This is a genomic window from Kitasatospora sp. NPDC056800 (genome assembly GCF_042789775.1).
Taxonomy (GTDB): Bacteria; Actinomycetota; Actinomycetes; order Streptomycetales; family Streptomycetaceae; genus Kitasatospora.
The window spans coordinates 1-16,481 of sequence record NZ_JBHUAL010000215.1; the positions used below are offsets into that span (position 1 = coordinate 1).

The following is a 16,481-nucleotide window of genomic DNA, read 5'->3' on the forward strand; positions in this document are numbered from 1 at the left end:
GGAGCCTGCTGTGCGGCAGGCTCCCCGCCCCGTTACGGAGGGTCGGGCTTCGGTGGGCGGCTACGCACTGCGGCGGCGCCGGCCGTATCCGGCGAGCAGCACCAGGGCCGTGCCGCCGACGGACAGGGCCACCGCCGGTCCGGGGCAGCTGTCCGTGCGGGGGGTGCGGGTGGTGCCGGTTCGACGTGGACGGTCGCGGTGGACGGGGCGGGGGTCGCCGGGGTGCCGTCGGGGCCGGTGGCCGTCGGCGGCCTGCCGCAGCTCCTGCGGCTGATGCGCCCGGAGACCCTGTGCCACGAGTAGCGGCGCGGGACCGGATCCGGTGAAACCGATCCAGCCGATCCAGCCGATCCAGCCGATCCAGCCGATCCGGCCGTCAGCCGTCAGCCGATCGGTCCGAGGAGGAAGTTGCCCGGCGCGGCGGGGTCGTCGCTGAGGTAGAACTCGATGATCGCCTCGCGGAACTCGTCGAGGCTGATCACCCCGTTCCCGTCCCGGTCCAGCCGTGGGAACGCCTGCTCGGAGTGCACGCGCGGCACGCCCAGCTGCTCGTACATGTGGACGTACTCCTCCTTGCTGAGGACGCCGTCGCCGTTGGTGTCGTAGGCGTTCAGCAGGGCGTCGGCGATCGCCAGCACCGTGCCCTCGAAGTGCGCGGGCGTGGTCACGTCGGCCTTCATGACGGTGAGGAACTCCTGGCGCGAGACCTGTCCGTCGCCGTCGGTGTCCCCGTGCTCCAGCAGGAGGTCCCACCAGCGCGCGAAGGCGTCGTGCAGGGCCCGGATGGTGGCCTGGTCGTCCCTGGTCGCGGTCCGGGCGAACACGTCGGCGGTGCCGCGCAGGTCCTCCTGGGACAGCTGTCCGTCCCCGTTCAGGTCGAACCAGTCGAACAGGGTGTTGAACTTCTTGCTCTTCACGGCCGACGTCATGTGGTCCTCGATTCCCTGGCCGCGCGGGCGGCGTGTGGCGGCATGCGGCGAACGGTAGAAGGGGCGCTCCGGGGGACGCCCCCGCAACGCGGGGAAGCCACCGTCGCGGGTGACGGCGGGAGGGCGGCGGTGCGCCAGGTGGCTCAGCCCGGCCCGGTGAGGGCGTGGAGGGGGACCTCGACGCGCTGGTCGTGTTTGTCGACGAGCCAGCGGTCGATGTCCAACAGCCACCAGCGGTCGACCTCGACAGTGTAGAAGCGGCGGGGGCCCGAACCCCGGAAGTCGGATGCGGGCAGGAGCCATTCGCTCCGCACGGCGGGGTCGGGGAAGTTCAACTCGTAGTAGAGCCGGTGGTGTTCCGCCATGTCCTGATCGTCGGTGGCGCGGCAGGTGCCGGTGAACTGGGCCCCGTCCAGGCCGAGTCCGGGCAGGCCGGTCAGGTAGAGCGAGCCTGCGACGCGGGGGTGGTAGCCGATGTTGCGGGAGTGCAGGGCGGTGCGCAGCGAGTAGTAGAGCAGTCGCAAGGGGGCGCCGGGAGCGCGCAGCGGCACGAAGTTGACGGTGGAGGCCCACGGTTCGGTGCCGTCGGTGGTGGCCAGGGTCATGAACCGGGCGTGGGTGAGCAGGTGCCCGCTGCGGCGCAGGAGTTCGTCGGTGCCGGTCACGGGGTGCGTCCCGGTGCGGGGGTGCGGTCGAAGCCGAGGGGGACCGGGGGGTCGCTGAGCAGGGTGGCGTCCAGCAGGGTCCACCAGCGGGTCTGTTCGGTGCGGCGGTGTTCCCAGTCCGGGTCGCGGCCGCGGTCGGCGACCTGGCGGCGGTAGCGGCCCCAGCCGGCTTCGTCGGCGAAGCTGACGGTGTGTTCGATGGTGTGGACGTGGGCGCCGACGGTGCGTACCGCCCACCGGGTGCGCAGGACGGTGTCGAGTCCGTCGTAGTACCAGGACTCGCGGGCGCGGACCCACTCCCAGAAGGCGTGCGGGTCCGTCTCCGCGTCCGGCGTGGGCTGGATCAGGTAGACCAGGTGCAGCACGGCGGGTCTCCTTCCGATGTCGGCGGCGGTCAGCCGGAGGCGGGAGCGTCGGGGCCGTCCTGGGCCCAGCCGTTCCACTCGGGTGCCAGGGCCCAGGGGCGGGCGGCGCACCGGCCGGTCCAGAGCCGGGCGGTGTGGGCGTTGTGCCGGGCCGCCGTCCGCGGGTCGCAGAACCGCCCGTGCAGGGGCAGGACGACGGCGGCGAGCGGGGAGAGCACGGCGCCCTGCCGGATCTTGATCTGCCAGGCGGAGACGGCCAGGCGGTAGCGGTGGAAGCCGCCGGCGGCCGCGTAGTCGACGGGGGCCTGGTAGCAGAGCACGAAGTACTCGCTCCGGGGCTGGGCGGCGCGGTAGTCGAAGCCGAAGTAGCGGCCGTAGAGCCGGTCGTGGTGGGTGTAGCAGACGTTCACGGCGACGGGGCGGCCGTCGCGGACGGCGAAGCAGCCGACGGCCCGGTCCAGCACGCCCGTCGTGGCCTGGGCGGCGAAGGAGCGGAGCATCCAGGCGGGGTCGCTGGTTCCACCGTGCCGGGCACGGGTCTGCGTCACCAGGGCCGCGGCCTGCCGGGCGACGTCCCCGTGGGCCAGGGGCCGCCATTCCACGGTCGTGCCGCCGCGCTCGCAGGTGCGGCGTTCGGCCCGGCGGTGGGTGCGGTCGGGCTGGCTCATCCGTGCCGACTGCTCGGCGTAGCCGCCGGCCGGGACGGCGACGTTGGCGTCCGCGTCGTGCAGCAGGGCGACGGTCCGGGGGTGGATCCGGGTGAGCTCCCGGGCGTCGCCGGCGGCCAGGTAGGGCAGGACCACGCCGTCGAGGCCGCGGTCGCGGGCCAGCCGCAGCGCCCCTTCCAGCAGGGCTTCCAGGGCGCGGTCGCGGTCCTCGCCGCGGGTGCGGACCAGTTCGTTGTAGGTCGAGCGCCGGGCTCCCAGCCACAGCCATCGCGCGGACCGGGCGGCCGCCAGGTCCGGGAACAGCGTGGGCAGGTGGAACAGCCCGGGTTCGTCGTTCTCGCCGGGCCAGACGGACAGGGCGCCCAGCAACCGGCCGCCGGAGGCGGCGGTGAGCGCGCCGGTGTCGCCGTGGGCGAGTTCGAGCGCGCGCACCCAGGCGCTGCTGTTGTAGAAGTTGTCCGGGCCGATCAGCCGGTCCCACCGCGCGGGGTCGACCGCCGCGGGGGACGGGGGGAATCCTGCCTCGATCGGGCCGGTGCGGCGGTGGTCCCGTGGTGTGGTCGCCATGGTGGTGTCTCTGGGATCGGGCTCCGGGGGTCGGGTTCTCCGGGATCAGGTTCTGGTGCAGCTGATGATCGCCGCGTGGGGGCAGGCGAGGTACGGCCGCCAGAAGTCCTCGCCGTGGCGGGCGGTTCCTTCCCCTGAGACCCGGAAGGCGGGCCAGGAGATCGAGGCGAAGCCCGTCTCGCGCAGGGCCCGTTCCAGGGTGGTCCGGCTCCAGTACCGTGCGGTGATCCGTTCGTCGTAGCGGCCGAAGCACAGTTCCAGCGTCACCCGCGAGGCGTCGTGGCGCGACTCGGTCTCCACCAGGCGCAGGCCGTAGCGCTCGTAGTAGGCGCGCTCGCCGTGGAAGTCCGGGTTCACCGGCAGGGTGACGAACCGGCCGCCCGGGCGCAGGGTCCGTGATGCCAGGGCGCACAGGGAGAGCAGTGCTCCGTAGTCCTCCGCGTACGGCAGGACGTACACGGCCAGGCACGCGTCGAAGGCGCCGTCCTCGACGAGGTCGCGGCGCTCGGTGTACTCGATGCCCAGCGGCTCGTCGCGTTCGGCCCGCCGCGCGACGTCGAGCATGCCGCCGGAGACGTCGTACCCGACCACCCGCGCCGCGCCGCGTCGCTTGAGCTCCCGGCTGTACAGGCCCGTACCGCACCCGATGTCCAGGACGCTGCGGCCGGTGACCGTGCCCAGTGCGGCGAACACGCTGAACGACTCCAGGTGTCGGCGCCAGGGCAGGAGGAACATCTCCTCGTACATGTCACCGAGGGTGTCGAACCGGTCCGCTCCGCCCATGCCTTCGATTGTCCGCCCGATCTCCGGGGCGTGCCCGGCCCGCTACCGCCGCGGGTCCCGAGACCGCCGCCGGCCGGGCTACCGCCCGCTCCCGGCCGTCGCCCGCCCGCGCAGGGAGACCCCGAAGCGGGTCCGGAGCCGGTGCACCTCCCACCACGCCACCGCGGTCACCGTCGCGGGCCCGCCGACCACGGCGGCCAGCCGGACGGCCGGCGGGCCGGGCGGCAGGCCGCCGAACACCAGCCCGATCAGGGCGAGTTCCCAGACCAGGACGCCGGTCAGGACGGGCGGGAACACCGGGTGCACCCGGTCCATGGTGAAGGCCGTGCGAACCACCGTCGGCGAGGCGAAGGCCACGAACATCAGCACCCAGATCGGCAACGCCAGGACCAGCAGGTTGAACAGCGGCCCGAGGAACAGCCCCTGGACCGACCCCTGCGCCTGACCGGCGAGCCACAGCAGCACCGGCACCGCCGCGCACGCGCCCAGGTACTGCGAAGCCATCAGGACCGCCGGCCGCACCTGGGCCCGCATGGCCGGGCGCGCGGCCGGCCCGGCGAGCCGGAACAGCACCCCGACCACCACGGGCGCGGTCACCAGCACCAGCAACGGGGTGACCGTCAGCCGGGTCTCGAACTGGTCGTCGAGCTGGTCCCAGTCGTCCGCCGTCCCGTACACGAGCAGCACCACGAGCGCCGCCCCGAGCGCCAGCCACCCCCGTATCCGCTGCACCCGCAGCACCACCTCGTCGGTGATCCCCCGGGGCCCGGGCACGATGAACACCCGTCGCGCCAGCCGCCGTGCCGACCTGGCCATCGGATAGAGCGCCAGGAAGACCAGGAACGGCCACAGGCAGAACAGCAGCGGCACCAGGGCCCACCACCTGGCCACCCGCCGCGCGGGCGCCAGCAACTCCCGCAGGGTGGGCCACTCCTCGCCCCGGAACCGCTGCCACAGCGGGACTCCGGCCGGTCGCGGCCACTGGCGGGGATCCCGCGGGTAGGGGCTCCGTGGGAACGAGCCCTGATCTCCGTACGTCACGCCGAGTTCCTCACGCCTCTCCGTGTCACTGCCGACACTCCGTCAACCCGTCAGCGCCGCACCCTACTGCCCTGCTCCCGTGCTTCGTCCACCCCCTGCCCGCCACCCGTCCGGCCGACGGCCGTTCTCGGTTCGCGCTCGGACCAGGCCGGTCACCCGGCCTCGGGGGGCGTCGGATGAGCCTGCGGAGTGTGACGGGAGTGGCGGTGGGGCCGCCGCGCAGCGGCCCTATCCTTCTGCCATGGCGACATGGCGGCGGTCTCTGGCTGATGGGTTGTGGGCTCTCGACAAGGTCCTGGGCGGGCAACGGCGTCCGACCAGGTTCCAGAAGTGGGCGGGCCGGCACCCGGTCCAGGCCGGCCTGTGGGTGGCCGCGCCCCTCACGCTCTTCCTGTGGCTGGTGTCGGGTGATGAGACCGACAGTCCCCTGTTCGTCGTGATCGGCGGGCTGGCCACGTGGCTGATCCTCGGCCTCACCGCGGCCTCGGAGCGGCTCCGGCAGCGTCGGCTCAAGCGCCTGGGGATATGGGACGGATCGTGAGACGGCCCGGGCCCGGCAGGCGGAGGCCGGTGAAGGCGTCCTCGTCGTGACGGCCGAGACCCTGGTGGGTCGTCCCGCGAACCGGACGCTCCTGCCAGTCCTCAACGAGGAGGACTCCGGGGCGAAGGCGGCGCTTGCGCACCGTCACGCCGTCCGTCCGCCGCGGCGAGCAGGACCTCCGCCGCCTCGGTGCGCACGTACAGGACGTACCGGCCGCTGCGGTGGGCGTCGACCAGGCCGGCGGCGCGCAGGGCGGTCAGGTGCTGGGAGACCCCGCCGGGCGTGATCCCGGTGCGGCGGGCCAGCTCGGTCGTCGAGGCGGGCGTGTCGAGGTCGGCCAGCAGCCGGGCCCTGGAGCGGCCGACGACCGCTGCCAGGGCCTGCGGGACGGTGACCTGCCGTTCCCAGAGCGCGGCCACCCCGCGCGGCGGATAGCGCAGGGTGGGCTGCCAGTTCGGGCTGACGACGGAGAAGACCCGGGGCCAGACGAACACCGACGGCACGAGGAGGAGGCCGCGCCCGCCGAGCCGCCGGCTGCCGTGGACGTAGTGGTGCCCGACGCGCAGGGTGCCGTCGTCCCAGGTCACGACGGACCCCAGGTCGCCCAGCAGTCGGTCCGCCCCGTGCTCGGCGAACAGCCTGGCACGGTGCAGCACGTCCCCCTCCAGCAGCGAGCGCATGCGGGGCCAGTGCGGCGCGAGCGCGATCTCCCAGTACGACGCGATGAGGTCGGCGAGTTCGGCGAGGCCGCGGCGCGGATCGCCGCGCAGCCGGTCGACGCGCTCGGAACGCGGCGCGCGCGGAGCGCCGAGGCCCGACCGGACCTGCTCGGCGGGCGTGGCACGCAGGACGGCCAACTCGCTGTCCAGATCGGCGGCCGGGCCCGCCGGCGGCGGCGCGAGGAAGATCGGGATCGACCCGGGCGGATCCGGGACCAGATCGGCGAGCAGACGCCAGTCCAGCCCCGAGGCGGCCAGCCGGCGTCCGGCCTCGACGCTCCACGGGCGGTGCAGCGGGTGCTCGGCCGGATGCTTCAGCACTCTGACGCTGGCCACCACTTCCCACAGCGGCGACAGGGTGAACCTGGTGCGGGCCAAGTCGCGGACGGAGAACGCCAGATCCAGCACGATGCCCCCTCGACGGCGGAGGACCCAGCGGCCGGCGGCCCGGGATTCAGTACAGCCTAAATTCCTCGCCCGCCGGCCGGTGCGGCGGGAACCTCGGCTCATGACCAGCACCGATCTTCCCCAGCGGCCGGACACGGCCGCTACCACCCCCGATCCGTCTGCTTCGGTCCTGCGGGACCCGGGCTTTCGCCTGCTCGTCGGCGCCGCCGCGGTGAGCAAGCTCGGCACCGCGGTGAGTGCCCTCGCGATACCGCTGACCGCCGTCCTGGCCCTGCACAGCTCGCCCGGACAGGTCGGCCTGCTGGCGACGCTGAGCACCCTCGCCTTCCTGCTGATCGGCCTGCCGGCCGGGGCCTGGGTGGACCGGATCCGCAAGCGGCCGGCGATGATCGCCGCCGACCTGGTCCGGGCCGCCCTCCTCGGGTCGGTGCCGGCCGCCTGGGCGCTCGACTGCCTGACGATCCAACAGCTCTACCTGGTGGTCCTGTTGACGGGCGTGGCCACGGTCTTCTTCGACGTGGCCACGCTGACCCAACTGCCCGACCTGGTCGGGCGCCACCGGCTCACCCAGGCCAACGCCCACCTGGTGACGGTGGACGCCCTCGCCCAGATCGGCGGGCGCAGCGCGGGCGGATTCCTCACGGCCCTGCTCTCCGCCCCGGCGGCGATCGTGGTCGACGCCGTCGGCTACCTGTGGTCGGCGCTCCTCCTGCTGCGCATCCGCCGGCCGGAGCCGCGTCCGCGGCAGCGGCCCGACGCGGGGCTCGGCCGCGAGATACGCGAGGGACTGCGCTTCGTGCTCGGCGACCCGATCCTGCGGGCCGTCGCGCTCGCCGGAGCACTGACGAACCTGTCCGTCCAGCTGTGCCAGACCATGGTGCCGGTGTTGTTCGCCCGGGAGCTCGGCCTCTCCGGCAGTGTCATCGGCCTGTTCTTCGCCGTCGGCGGTCTCGGCGTGCTCATCGGTTCGATGTCGGCCCGCTGGTCGGCCCGCCGGTTCGGCGCCGGGCGGCTGCTGTGGTCGGTGGGCTTGGCCGTCGCACCGTTCGGCGCCCTGCTGGCCCTGGCCGACCGAGGACCGGCCCTCTGGCTCGCCACCGGAGCCTGGCTGATCACCACGTACAAGATCGGCGTCGACAACGTGATCCAGGTCAGCTTCCGGCAGAGCGTCACCCCCGACCACCTGCTCGGCCGGATGAACGCCACCATGCGCGTCCTGTTGACGGGCTCACTCGCGATCGGCGCGGCCCTGGCCGGCCTGCTGGGCGAACTCGCCTCCGTCCGAACCGCGTTGTGGGCCGGGGCCGCCGGGCTCGCCACGGTCTGGATACCGATCTTCTTCTCGCCGCTGCGCACCCGGCGCGAACTGCCGGGCACCGGCGCTCCGCGATGAACCGGCAGCCGGGCGATCGCTCCCGCGCCGTCATCACTCCGGCAGCGGGCGCGGGCGGGTAGGCCGGCACCGGAGCGGGAACCGCCTCCGTCCACAGACGGCCGGCGACGGTGACCGGCCCGCGCCCAGGAAGGGGAGCAGCATGCCGAAGGACCGTGCACCACGCGCCAAGGTCCGCCTCATCGCCTCGGAGGACACCGACCCACAGGTCCACGTGCCCCCGGGGCAGACGTACGAGACCGTCACGGCCACGATCGTCGACTCGCAGCTCAGCGACATCGTGGAGGAGACCTCCAGCGGGAGCACCCTCAGCCCCGCGCGGCTGTGCGGCAGCCGCTCGACCTGCGTGGCCATCCTGGAAACCGAGTAGACGGCATGACCGCCCCTCTCGCCACCTCCCGGTACACCCTGCGAGTGCCGTTGACCGAGGGCTACGCCCTCTTCAACACCAGTACCGGCAGCGTCATGAAGTTCGACGGACCGCAGGCCGAGGAGGCCACGGCGCTGCTGAGCGGGAACCGCCGGCTGGTCGCCCCGGACTCCGCGCTGGAGGAGACGGCCAGGAGCATGCTTCCGCCGCAGGCCCGGGACACCCAGGACATCGTGGGCGGATTCCCGCACCCGAAGACGTCCGTGTGCGGGGCCCTCGCGGAGGGCTCGGCCGTCGTCGGGGCCGACGGACTGGAATACCGCTGCGGTCTTCAGGTGGGCGAGCAGCACCGTGCCGTAGGCCGGTTGAGGGCGCTCCCCACGGCGGCGCTCCCGCTGACGGTGCGGGCCTCCGCTGCTCGCGTCTCGCCCGGGCGGCTCGGGGTGCGGACAGTGATCCGGAGCGTCGCTCCCCACGTCGCCGTCGCCGGACGGGCCGGGAACCGGGTGGCCAGGAGGCGCCGAGGGGTGTGCGGCGGGGCCGCCGGGCCCTGCGGGTCCTCACGCGGCCCGGACCCCTGAAGCGTCGCGGGTCGTCACGCGGCCCGGACCGCCGCGAGGGGGGAGAGTGCCGCGTACTCCAGGGGCGCGGAGGGGTCGATCGAGAGGTTCATCGGGGACGGGGCCGCGCCCGAGCGGACCAGGAGGTCGCCGATGGCCGCGATCATCGCGCCGTTGTCGGTGCACAGCCGCAGCGGCGGCACCCGCAGGGTGATCCCGGCGGCGGCGCAGCGCTGTTCGGTCAGCGCGCGGATGCGGGAGTTGGCGGCGACGCCGCCGACCACGACGAGGGTGCCGATCCCGTGGTCGGTGCAGGCCCGGACGGCCTTGCGGGTGAGGGTGTCCGCGATGGCCTCCTGGAGAGCCGCGGCCGCGTCCGGGACGTGCGGCTCGCCGCCGGCGGCCCGTTGGGCCTCGACCCAGCGGGCGGCGGCGGTCTTGAGGCCGGAGAAGGAGAAGGCGTACGGGGGATCGTTGGGCCCGCTGAGCGGGCGGGGCAGGCGCACCGCGTTCGGGTCGCCCTCGCGGGCGGCGCGGTCGATGGCGGGCCCGCCGGGGTAGGGCAGGCCGAGGATCCGGGCGACCTTGTCGAAGCACTCGCCGGCGGCGTCGTCCAGGGTGTCGCCGAGGTGGACGATCGGGTCGCGGGCGAGGTCGCGCACCAGCAGCAGGGAGGTGTGCCCGCCGGAGACGATCAGGACGACGCACGGGTTCGGCAGCGGCTCGCCCTCCAGGGCGGCCGCCGCGACGTGCCCGGCGAGGTGGTGGACGCCGTAGAGGGGCACGCCGAGCGAGAAGGCGTAGCTCTTGGCCGCCGCGACCCCGACCTGGAGCGGACCGGAGAGGCCCGGCCCGGCGGTGACCGCGACGGCGCCGACGTCGGCGAGGGTGAGCCCGGCCCGGTCGAGGGCCTCGCGGACCACGGGCGCCATCGCGTGGACGTGGGCGCGGGCGGCGATCTCCGGCACGACCCCGCCGTACCGGGCGTGCTCGTCCATGCTCGACGCGACCGCCTGCCCGAGCAGGACCCCGTCCCGGACGAGACCGGCACCGGTCTCGTCGCACGAGGACTCGATCCCCAGCACCACTGGCGAGGTCGGCATCGCACCCACTCCTTATTGCTCCTCGATATGCAACTGCAATTATTGTGCAATAAGGCACGGGAAGGGGGTCCGGCGGGGTCCGGCTTCCCGGACGGTGCGGCCCGCGGTGCTGGGGGCGGGCCGGAACAGCCAGCTCTCGGTCTGCTGCACGATGCCGATGCCGATGAAGCAGTGGACGGTGAAGTCCGGGTTCGGTGCGGAGACGGGTGCCGGCACCGGATCGTCGGTGACGGCCGCGGTGGCGGCCGCCGGAAGGAGGACGGTTGCGGCGGCGAACGGCAGCGGCGGCGACGGCCTGATCGGCGGGACCTACCCGGCGTAATGAGCGGCACTCCATCGGATGCACCATCCTGATGGCGCTGCGCACGACGCGGGGCCGGGCAGTCCTTCGGCCCCGCGCACTGCCCCGGTTCTACTGCTGCGTGTTGAGTGGGTCCAGCAGCAACCGGGCCTCGCGTCGCAGGTGTTCGAGCGGCTGAGTCAGTGCGGCCCCATGGTGGTTGACCGCCTCGGTGAGCGCTGCGATCTGACCACCGACCGGGCTGGTGCCCCCGAAGCCGTCTTCAGCATCTTCGCAGCCTGGCCCGAGGTTATCGGCTTGCCGGTGGTGATGAAGGCCCGCAGCTCTTGGGCGGCGGAGAGGGCCCACCGCGGACCGTCGGCGGCAGTTGCCGGTGCCAACTTGGGGAGAGGAGCCGGCCGGAGCCGGCTGCGGTCGTAGACGTGCAGCTCCGGACCAGCCTGCTCGCAGAGACGTTCCGCTGTTGCCCGGGTCGCGTCCGGCACCGTGTCGACTGCTGCGAGCAGGTGCACATCCGCGCCGAGCTTGCGACTCAGGGCGACGTCGCGTACGACCCTTGCAGGAACAACCATCCTCCGCCGACATGACGAGCGCCAAGCTCGGTCGGCTGGACTGCCCCCGAAACCGACGCTTCTCCCGCAGCGTCTATGCTCGTCGACCGTGCTCGTTCGATTACGGCGGGCCATGGAGCTTCTTGGGGGAGAGCAGCCGATGTCCGACTCGGTGGGGTACACCGTCCAACCCGACGCGCTGGACCACGTGACCACGGGACTCAACAACGTCGCAACCGACCTGGCCTCGGCCAACCAGGCCTACACCGCGCAGAAGCCCTACCAGTCCGCCGACTTCGGTGAGTTCGGTGTGGACCGGGCGTGGGCGGGCTTCGACACCAACTGGAGCCAGGAACTGCACGTCACCCAGCGCGCCGTGGGGCAACTGGTCCAGAAGATGTCGGCCACCAGCGCCAACTACCGCGCCGCGGAAACGACGGCCGCCGCATCGCTGACCCCGGCGCAGACCCGATGAGCAAGGTCGCGGACCTGCAGAAGGCACAGCAGTCCATCACGCACCCCGGTTCCGGCTTCTTCATCGGCGCCGCGCTGCTCGGCGCGATCGGCGAGGCCCTGGCCGTGGCCGGGCTGATCACCATGCGGCGCCGGGTCCGGGAAGAGGGCAGCTGATGCGCCGAACCGTCATCACCAGCGTGGCGGCGCTCCTGGTCGGCGCCCTGCTGCTCGTCTCCCACCTCGCCGGCTGGTGGTCCGACTCCGGCCCGGCCGGCACCACGGTCGCCTCCACCCCCCGACCGGAGGTGGAGGTGCCCCTCCCCGAGAAGGCGTCGAACGCCACCTCTCCGTATCCGACCAGCACGGTGACCCTGACGGTCGGACAGCGGCTCGGCGTCAGAACGACCGGGGGCGCCCTGCAGAAGAAGTGGTACCTCTACTCGGCGGGCGACGGCAGCGTGCTGCGGCCCGGCAAGGACTTCGTCATCAGCCCCTGCCCCACGGACCCGCCGATGGCGGGCTGCGGCTCCGAGTTCGACCTGACCTTCAGCGCCTTGGCGCCCGGAACCACCACACTGACCTGGTTGTTCGGGGAGGGGAGTTGCGATGCCGGCGTACCGACGTACAAGGGGGACCGGTGCGACATCTCCAAGAGCATCCAGGTCACCGTCCGCTGACCATCACACGGAACCTCGACGGCCCCGGCCGCCCCGCCCAGCACCCGTCTCCCCGAACCGGGGAGGCGGGAGCTGATGCGGTGCGCCCTCGCCGCTGCGACGGGTGATCCTGGCAGCCGTCGGCGAGCGGTTCGGCGTGCCCGCCGGGCCGGAGAGCATCACGGCCGGTACCCGCGATCACGTCGCCTCTTCTTGTCCGTCGGCCGTGGTACGGCCCGGCGGAATCGCTTGATCCTTTGCATTCGAACACTACCCAGCACGGGTTTCGGCGCCCACGTCCGTCGGAGCCGTTGACGGTCGGGCGACGACCATGTCGGCCTGCTCGCAGGCGTCCGGACGGTCGTGGAGGCCGAACAACGGGGGCGGGTGGTGTCGGTCGCGGGTCCTAGGCTGCCCCCGTGGATGTTGATGATCTTGATTGGCAGTTCGGCAGGCTCAGCGGTGTCCTGATGCGGATCGTGGACGAGGTCCTCGACCGTGGTGGTCTGGAGGCGCTGGTGGAGGCGACGCGGGAGCGCGAGGACTGGTTCTGTGCCGTGGGTGCGGTGCGGGGGTTGTGCGCGTGCGGGGAGTTCGAGCGGGCGTGGGCGGTGGTGGAGCCGTTCGTGGCCACCGGTTGGCAGCCGGCGGTACGGCCGGGCGCCGACGTCCTGCTGCGGTGGGGCCGTACCTCGCAGGCACTCGAACTGGCGCGCCCCGGGGCCGGGGAGAGGGCCGCGTACGACGCGTGGCGGGACTACGCCGAGGTGCTGGTCGAGGCCGGGCTGGTGGACGAGGCGATCGACGTGCTCGCCCGGCGGCCGCGTGACGGGCGAACGCTGTGGACCCTGATCACGGTGACCGAAGGGCGGGGGCGCGACGAGCGGGTGCTGGAACTGCTGGGCCCGATCGCCGAGGCGTTCCGCCGCGACCCGGAACAGCCCGGGGTCCGCGACCCGGGGGACGCGCTGTCCGCGCAGGCCCGCGTCCTGGAACGGTCGGGCCGTGTCGACGAGGCGATCGGGCTGCGGGCAGCGGATGCCGCCGCGAAGCGGGGCGGGTCAACCGTGGACGACTACGCGGAGTTGCTCGCGGGGCACGGCCGGATCGACGAACTGCGCGAACTCGCCACCGGCCGCGAGCGGTACGTCGCCGCGAGGCCGTACGTGACGGCCCTGGAGAACCTGGGCCGGGCCGCGGAAGCGGAGGTGTACCTGCGCGGCCTCATCGCCGCCCGGCATCCGGGCTGGTACGAGAACCCGCTGATGGAACTGCTGATCCGGCAGGGCAGGTTCGATGACGCCGTCAAGGCGGTGGAGCACACCTTCGACGACCTCTACGACGGCAACCTCCTCCAGGCGACCATGGTCCTCCTCGCCGAACAGGGCCGGCACGACCAGGCCCTCGAACTCACCGAGGGACGCAGTCCCGAATTCCTCGCCGAGAACGACGCCTTCTGGCTCCGCTCCAACCGGTGGTGGCTGATGGGAGAGGCGGGCCGTGCCGGGGAGGCCATCGCGGAGGTCGAGGCCCTGCCGGCCGACGAGGTCGACGACCGCGAGCAGACCATCGCATGGCTGCTCGCCCGGGACGGCCGCATCGAGGAGGCCATCGCCCGGCTGCGCCCGCTGCCCGGTACCCGGGCCGCGACGTACCTGGCCGAACTGCTGGTCCAGCAGGGCCGCTTCGCCGAGGCGATCGCCGCCGTCCCCGGTGTGGCTGCCCAACGGGAAGAGGAGCGGCGCTTCTGGACCCGCAGGGTGGAACACGAGGAGCCGAGTTGGTCCGATCCCGGCGAGGAGTGCCACGATGACCCGTGGACCAGCCCGGATACCGCGCCCTGGCAATGACGCTCCCCGCCCGTGGGAGCGGACCCCTGGCCTCAAGCGAACTCCTCGAACGGTGGTGCGGGCGAGGGGCTCAGCACGGGACGTCGCCGACGCAGCGCCAGAGGGTTTCGCGGTCCGGGTAGACGTTGGCGCGCGGTGAGAACAGGTGGCCGGTCCACTGCCGGCCGTCTCCGGCGGCGGCGAAGACCTCCGCCTGGTAGGCGAGCGGTGTGCCGCGGCGGGGGGTCACGCACTCCTCGGGGTCGCTGGTGAAGGTGGCGCCCGGTGCGATGGTGGTGTGCACGACGGAGCGTCCGGGGTCGCAGGAGTGCTGGATGCCCGACCAGGAGCCGGCCACCTTCGTGGTCACCTCGACCGGTGTGTCGGTCGGATTGTCGATCCGGACCGCGAACAGGACCTGACGGGACTGCACCATCGCACAGGCGCGCAGCCGAGTGCCGGACGGCCCGGGCTTCGGGGTCGAGCAGCGGCTGTCCCCGCCGAGCGCGCCGACCTCCACCTCGTGGGCGAATCCCTCGGCCAGGTCGGCGGGGGTCGCCATCGGCTCCCGCCCCGCCGCGCCACCGGACGGTGCGACCACCGATGCGGTGTCGGCGGTCGCGTCCTCGGACCCCCTCGCCCAGACCGCCGCGCCGAGCACGGCCGCGAGGGCCAGGACCCCGAGTGCCGCACCCCACCGGTGCGGCCGGCGCCAACGCGCCGCCCGCTCGGTGACTGACGGTTCGCCGGTGGGCTCGGGGCGCGCCGGAACCGGTACGGCCGTGGGCGTGGGCGTGGGCGTGGGCGTGGGCGTGGGCGTGGGCGTGGGCGTGGGCGTGGTGGCGGCGCGGCACGCCGCGCGGCGGTCGCGCAGCTCGTGGTCCGCCGCCTGCTTCGCCTGCCGGTGCCAGTGCTGCCAGCGGTCCAGTTCCGCCGGGTCGGTGCGGAAGATCCGGGCGAGTTCGGCGAGGACGGCGGGGTCGGGCAGTTCGGTGCGGTCGGGGTCGAGGTAGCGGCTGATCGACGAGGTGCTCAGCCCCCGGACGGTGGAGGCGTCGAGCCGGGCCCGCAGTCGGGCCACCACCCGGTCCAGGGACAGGCCGCACTCCGTGAGTCCGTCGTTCAGCGCGCGGACGAGCAGGGTCCGGGGGCGGTCCGTTTCCCCTGCCGGGTGCCCCGGGGTCTCGTCCGGCGGTTGGTCATGCAAGCGGTGTTGTCCCATCGCTGTCCCAGCGTCCGTCGTTTCCGCAGGTCGGAGCAGTGGGACGGGAAGCGGGAGAGCGCTGGGACGCCGCCCCGGCCGGAGGACCTGGTGACGTCCGGCGCCGGTCCGCAGGATGGATCCCGCGACACCGCACCGACTCGCCGACTCCCGCCGCGCCACCACCTCTCGGCCCTGGCATGCCCCGGCATGCCCGCCGACTGTAGGCGAACCGACCGGGCGGCGGTCAGGGTCCGTTCACCCCAATGGAGGAGCTCTCATGAAGCTGTCCCGGCGCACCGCCGCCGCCGTTACGCTGACCGCCCTCACCCTGCTGCCGCTCGGCGCCGCCACGGCGCCGGCCTCGGCGGCCGCCACCGTCCGGGACCGGATCGTCTCGGTGGCCCGCGGGGAGATCACCCCCGCGGGCACCTCGCCGGAGAAGACCGGCTCCTGCGACAGGTACTTCGCCTACCACCGGGACTCCGGCTCCTGCGCGAAGACCCCGTGGTGCGCGGCGTTCGCCGAGTGGACGTGGCACCGGGCCGGGATCGACGGGACGGTCGACGACCTGGCCGCGCGTGGCATCGGCAAGTGGGGCAAGCAGAAGGGGCTGTTCCACCAGCGGGGCACGTACACCCCGAAGCCGGGCGACCTGGTGATCTACGGGGAGCCGGACGGCGGCACTCCCGGCCACGTCGGCGTGGTCGCCGCCGTCCACGCGAACGGAACCCTCGACACCGTCGACGGCAACCTCGGCGACAAGGTCGCCCTCCGTACCCACCTCGACCCGTCGACGGTGATCACCAACCACCAGCACGTCTCCGGCTACGTCAGCCCGCCCGGGGCCTGAGCCTCGCCCGGAGCCCGAGCCCGCCCGGAGTCCGGGCCCCGCCAAAAGTCCGGGCCACGCCCGGCCTGGCGCAACACCGTACAACCCCCACCGGAAGGACAGACCGTCATGGAACGCACCCGTAGGCACCTCGGCCTCATCGCCTCCCTCGCCGCAGCCGCGGCCGCCCTGCTCGCCGTCCCGCAGCCCGCCCACGCCGCCCTCGACCCGTGGTCGTGCGTGGAGGGGCGGGTCTGCGTCTACAGCGGCCCCGACGGGACGGGCAGCGTCTGCGCCTGGCCCTACGACGACCCGGACTGGCAGTCCGGAGACCGCTGCAGCTGGTCCGCCACCACCAAGGTCCGCTCGGTGTACAACCACGGCGGCTCCGGCAGGCCGGTGGCGTTCTACCCCGGCGCGAACTACACGGGCCAGCGGGTGGTGTGCACGGCGGCGGGCGCGAGGGGCAACTTCTCGCAGAACGGCGGCACCGGCGTCCACCTCCGCTCCCACCGCTGGTCCTGCTAGGCCTCCCGGGACACC

20 protein-coding genes are annotated in these 16,481 nt (G+C 73.4%); 11 read left to right on the plus strand and 9 right to left on the minus strand.

Annotated elements, in window-relative coordinates:
- Positions 1-383: 383 nt before the first annotated feature.
- The 6 genes from ACFRQN_RS33750 to ACFRQN_RS33775 all read right to left on the minus strand — a co-directional run bounded on the left by ACFRQN_RS33750 (position 384) and on the right by ACFRQN_RS33775 (position 5,018).
- Positions 384-929: an EF-hand domain-containing protein gene (locus ACFRQN_RS33750; protein ID WP_117486299.1), complete on the minus strand. Its 546-nt coding sequence runs from the start codon at positions 927-929 to the stop codon at positions 384-386.
- Positions 930-1,072: 143 nt separating this feature from the next.
- Positions 1,073-1,594 carry a pyridoxamine 5'-phosphate oxidase family protein gene (locus ACFRQN_RS33755; RefSeq protein ID WP_380744204.1) on the minus strand — a complete coding sequence of 174 codons (522 nt, stop codon included), beginning with the start codon at positions 1,592-1,594 and terminating at the stop codon, positions 1,073-1,075.
- Positions 1,591-1,959 (minus strand): hypothetical protein, encoded by a 369-nt coding sequence (locus ACFRQN_RS33760; protein WP_074003345.1) that lies wholly within the window; start codon positions 1,957-1,959, stop codon positions 1,591-1,593. The genes ACFRQN_RS33755 and ACFRQN_RS33760 overlap by 4 nt, the downstream gene beginning before the upstream one ends.
- Before the next feature lie 29 nt (positions 1,960-1,988).
- Entirely contained in the window at positions 1,989-3,194 is a 1,206-nt protein-coding gene (locus tag ACFRQN_RS33765) for a GNAT family N-acetyltransferase (RefSeq protein ID WP_380744206.1), read from the minus strand.
- A gap of 45 nt (positions 3,195-3,239) precedes the next feature.
- Positions 3,240-3,977, minus strand: coding sequence for a class I SAM-dependent methyltransferase (locus ACFRQN_RS33770; RefSeq protein WP_380744208.1), 738 nt, complete (start codon positions 3,975-3,977; stop codon positions 3,240-3,242).
- Positions 3,978-4,055: 78 nt separating this feature from the next.
- Positions 4,056-5,018: a hypothetical protein gene (locus ACFRQN_RS33775; protein ID WP_380744210.1), complete on the minus strand. Its 963-nt coding sequence runs from the start codon at positions 5,016-5,018 to the stop codon at positions 4,056-4,058.
- 241 nt (positions 5,019-5,259) lie between these two features.
- Between ACFRQN_RS33775 and ACFRQN_RS33780 the strand changes: the two genes are divergently transcribed.
- Positions 5,260-5,559, plus strand: coding sequence for a hypothetical protein (locus ACFRQN_RS33780; protein ID WP_380744212.1), 300 nt, complete (start codon positions 5,260-5,262; stop codon positions 5,557-5,559).
- 101 nt (positions 5,560-5,660) lie between these two features.
- Here ACFRQN_RS33780 and ACFRQN_RS33785 read toward each other — a convergent pair whose 3' ends face one another.
- Positions 5,661-6,686, minus strand: coding sequence for a DUF5937 family protein (locus tag ACFRQN_RS33785; RefSeq protein WP_380744214.1), 1,026 nt, complete (start codon positions 6,684-6,686; stop codon positions 5,661-5,663).
- Positions 6,687-6,786: 100 nt separating this feature from the next.
- On the opposite strand from ACFRQN_RS33785, the gene ACFRQN_RS33790 reads away from it, so the two are divergent.
- The 3 genes from ACFRQN_RS33790 (at position 6,787) to ACFRQN_RS33800 (ending at position 9,030) form a co-directional block, all read left to right on the plus strand.
- Entirely contained in the window at positions 6,787-8,079 is a 1,293-nt protein-coding gene (locus ACFRQN_RS33790) for an MFS transporter (protein ID WP_380744216.1), read from the plus strand.
- 142 nt (positions 8,080-8,221) lie between these two features.
- The gene (locus tag ACFRQN_RS33795) at positions 8,222-8,449 is read left to right on the plus strand and encodes a hypothetical protein (protein ID WP_380744218.1); all 228 of its coding nucleotides are present in this window, start codon (positions 8,222-8,224) and stop codon (positions 8,447-8,449) included.
- A 5-nt stretch (positions 8,450-8,454) separates the two neighbouring features.
- Positions 8,455-9,030 carry a hypothetical protein gene (locus ACFRQN_RS33800; protein WP_380744220.1) on the plus strand — a complete coding sequence of 192 codons (576 nt, stop codon included), beginning with the start codon at positions 8,455-8,457 and terminating at the stop codon, positions 9,028-9,030.
- Positions 9,031-9,044: 14 nt separating this feature from the next.
- Here ACFRQN_RS33800 and tsaD read toward each other — a convergent pair whose 3' ends face one another.
- The gene (gene tsaD / locus ACFRQN_RS33805; protein WP_074003339.1) at positions 9,045-10,112 is read right to left on the minus strand and encodes a tRNA (adenosine(37)-N6)-threonylcarbamoyltransferase complex transferase subunit TsaD; all 1,068 of its coding nucleotides are present in this window, start codon (positions 10,110-10,112) and stop codon (positions 9,045-9,047) included.
- A gap of 157 nt (positions 10,113-10,269) precedes the next feature.
- Here tsaD and ACFRQN_RS33810 point away from each other — a divergent pair, with 157 nt between their 5' ends.
- The 5 genes from ACFRQN_RS33810 to ACFRQN_RS33830 all read left to right on the plus strand — a co-directional run bounded on the left by ACFRQN_RS33810 (position 10,270) and on the right by ACFRQN_RS33830 (position 13,926).
- Positions 10,270-10,434, plus strand: a complete 165-nt coding sequence (locus ACFRQN_RS33810) for a hypothetical protein (RefSeq protein WP_380744222.1) — start codon at positions 10,270-10,272, stop codon at positions 10,432-10,434.
- A 690-nt stretch (positions 10,435-11,124) separates the two neighbouring features.
- Positions 11,125-11,439, plus strand: a complete 315-nt coding sequence (locus tag ACFRQN_RS33815) for a type VII secretion target (RefSeq protein ID WP_074003337.1) — start codon at positions 11,125-11,127, stop codon at positions 11,437-11,439.
- Positions 11,436-11,594 carry a hypothetical protein gene (locus ACFRQN_RS33820; RefSeq protein ID WP_380744224.1) on the plus strand — a complete coding sequence of 53 codons (159 nt, stop codon included), beginning with the start codon at positions 11,436-11,438 and terminating at the stop codon, positions 11,592-11,594. The genes ACFRQN_RS33815 and ACFRQN_RS33820 overlap by 4 nt, the downstream gene beginning before the upstream one ends.
- Complete coding sequence (locus ACFRQN_RS33825) at positions 11,594-12,097, plus strand: hypothetical protein (protein WP_380744226.1); 504 nt, start codon at positions 11,594-11,596, stop codon at positions 12,095-12,097. The genes ACFRQN_RS33820 and ACFRQN_RS33825 overlap by 1 nt, the downstream gene beginning before the upstream one ends.
- A 398-nt stretch (positions 12,098-12,495) precedes the next feature.
- Positions 12,496-13,926 (plus strand): tetratricopeptide repeat protein, encoded by a 1,431-nt coding sequence (locus ACFRQN_RS33830; RefSeq protein WP_380744228.1) that lies wholly within the window; start codon positions 12,496-12,498, stop codon positions 13,924-13,926.
- Positions 13,927-13,996: 70 nt separating this feature from the next.
- Here ACFRQN_RS33830 and ACFRQN_RS33835 read toward each other — a convergent pair whose 3' ends face one another.
- Positions 13,997-15,112 carry a hypothetical protein gene (locus ACFRQN_RS33835; RefSeq protein WP_380744230.1) on the minus strand — a complete coding sequence of 372 codons (1,116 nt, stop codon included), beginning with the start codon at positions 15,110-15,112 and terminating at the stop codon, positions 13,997-13,999.
- A 274-nt stretch (positions 15,113-15,386) separates the two neighbouring features.
- Here ACFRQN_RS33835 and ACFRQN_RS33840 point away from each other — a divergent pair, with 274 nt between their 5' ends.
- A complete protein-coding gene (locus ACFRQN_RS33840; protein ID WP_380744232.1) occupies positions 15,387-15,959 on the plus strand; it encodes a CHAP domain-containing protein in 573 nt (190 codons plus the stop codon).
- A 108-nt stretch (positions 15,960-16,067) separates the two neighbouring features.
- Positions 16,068-16,466: a peptidase inhibitor family I36 protein gene (locus tag ACFRQN_RS33845; protein ID WP_380744234.1), complete on the plus strand. Its 399-nt coding sequence runs from the start codon at positions 16,068-16,070 to the stop codon at positions 16,464-16,466.
- Positions 16,467-16,481 lie beyond the last annotated feature (15 nt).

Coding starts and splice junctions, on each gene's coding strand:
- tsaD (WP_074003339.1), bottom strand. CDS start 10,112: ATGCCGACCTCGCCAGTGGTGCTGGGGATCGAGTCCTCGTGCGACGAG.
- ACFRQN_RS33765 (WP_380744206.1), bottom strand. CDS start 3,194: ATGGCGACCACACCACGGGACCACCGCCGCACCGGCCCGATCGAGGCA.
- ACFRQN_RS33820 (WP_380744224.1), top strand. CDS start 11,436: ATGAGCAAGGTCGCGGACCTGCAGAAGGCACAGCAGTCCATCACGCAC.
- ACFRQN_RS33845 (WP_380744234.1), top strand. CDS start 16,068: ATGGAACGCACCCGTAGGCACCTCGGCCTCATCGCCTCCCTCGCCGCA.
- ACFRQN_RS33795 (WP_380744218.1), top strand. CDS start 8,222: ATGCCGAAGGACCGTGCACCACGCGCCAAGGTCCGCCTCATCGCCTCG.
- ACFRQN_RS33800 (WP_380744220.1), top strand. CDS start 8,455: ATGACCGCCCCTCTCGCCACCTCCCGGTACACCCTGCGAGTGCCGTTG.
- ACFRQN_RS33770 (WP_380744208.1), bottom strand. CDS start 3,977: ATGGGCGGAGCGGACCGGTTCGACACCCTCGGTGACATGTACGAGGAG.
- ACFRQN_RS33750 (WP_117486299.1), bottom strand. CDS start 929: ATGACGTCGGCCGTGAAGAGCAAGAAGTTCAACACCCTGTTCGACTGG.
- ACFRQN_RS33840 (WP_380744232.1), top strand. CDS start 15,387: ATGAAGCTGTCCCGGCGCACCGCCGCCGCCGTTACGCTGACCGCCCTC.
- ACFRQN_RS33780 (WP_380744212.1), top strand. CDS start 5,260: ATGGCGACATGGCGGCGGTCTCTGGCTGATGGGTTGTGGGCTCTCGAC.
- ACFRQN_RS33790 (WP_380744216.1), top strand. CDS start 6,787: ATGACCAGCACCGATCTTCCCCAGCGGCCGGACACGGCCGCTACCACC.
- ACFRQN_RS33825 (WP_380744226.1), top strand. CDS start 11,594: ATGCGCCGAACCGTCATCACCAGCGTGGCGGCGCTCCTGGTCGGCGCC.
- ACFRQN_RS33815 (WP_074003337.1), top strand. CDS start 11,125: ATGTCCGACTCGGTGGGGTACACCGTCCAACCCGACGCGCTGGACCAC.
- ACFRQN_RS33810 (WP_380744222.1), top strand. CDS start 10,270: ATGCCGATGAAGCAGTGGACGGTGAAGTCCGGGTTCGGTGCGGAGACG.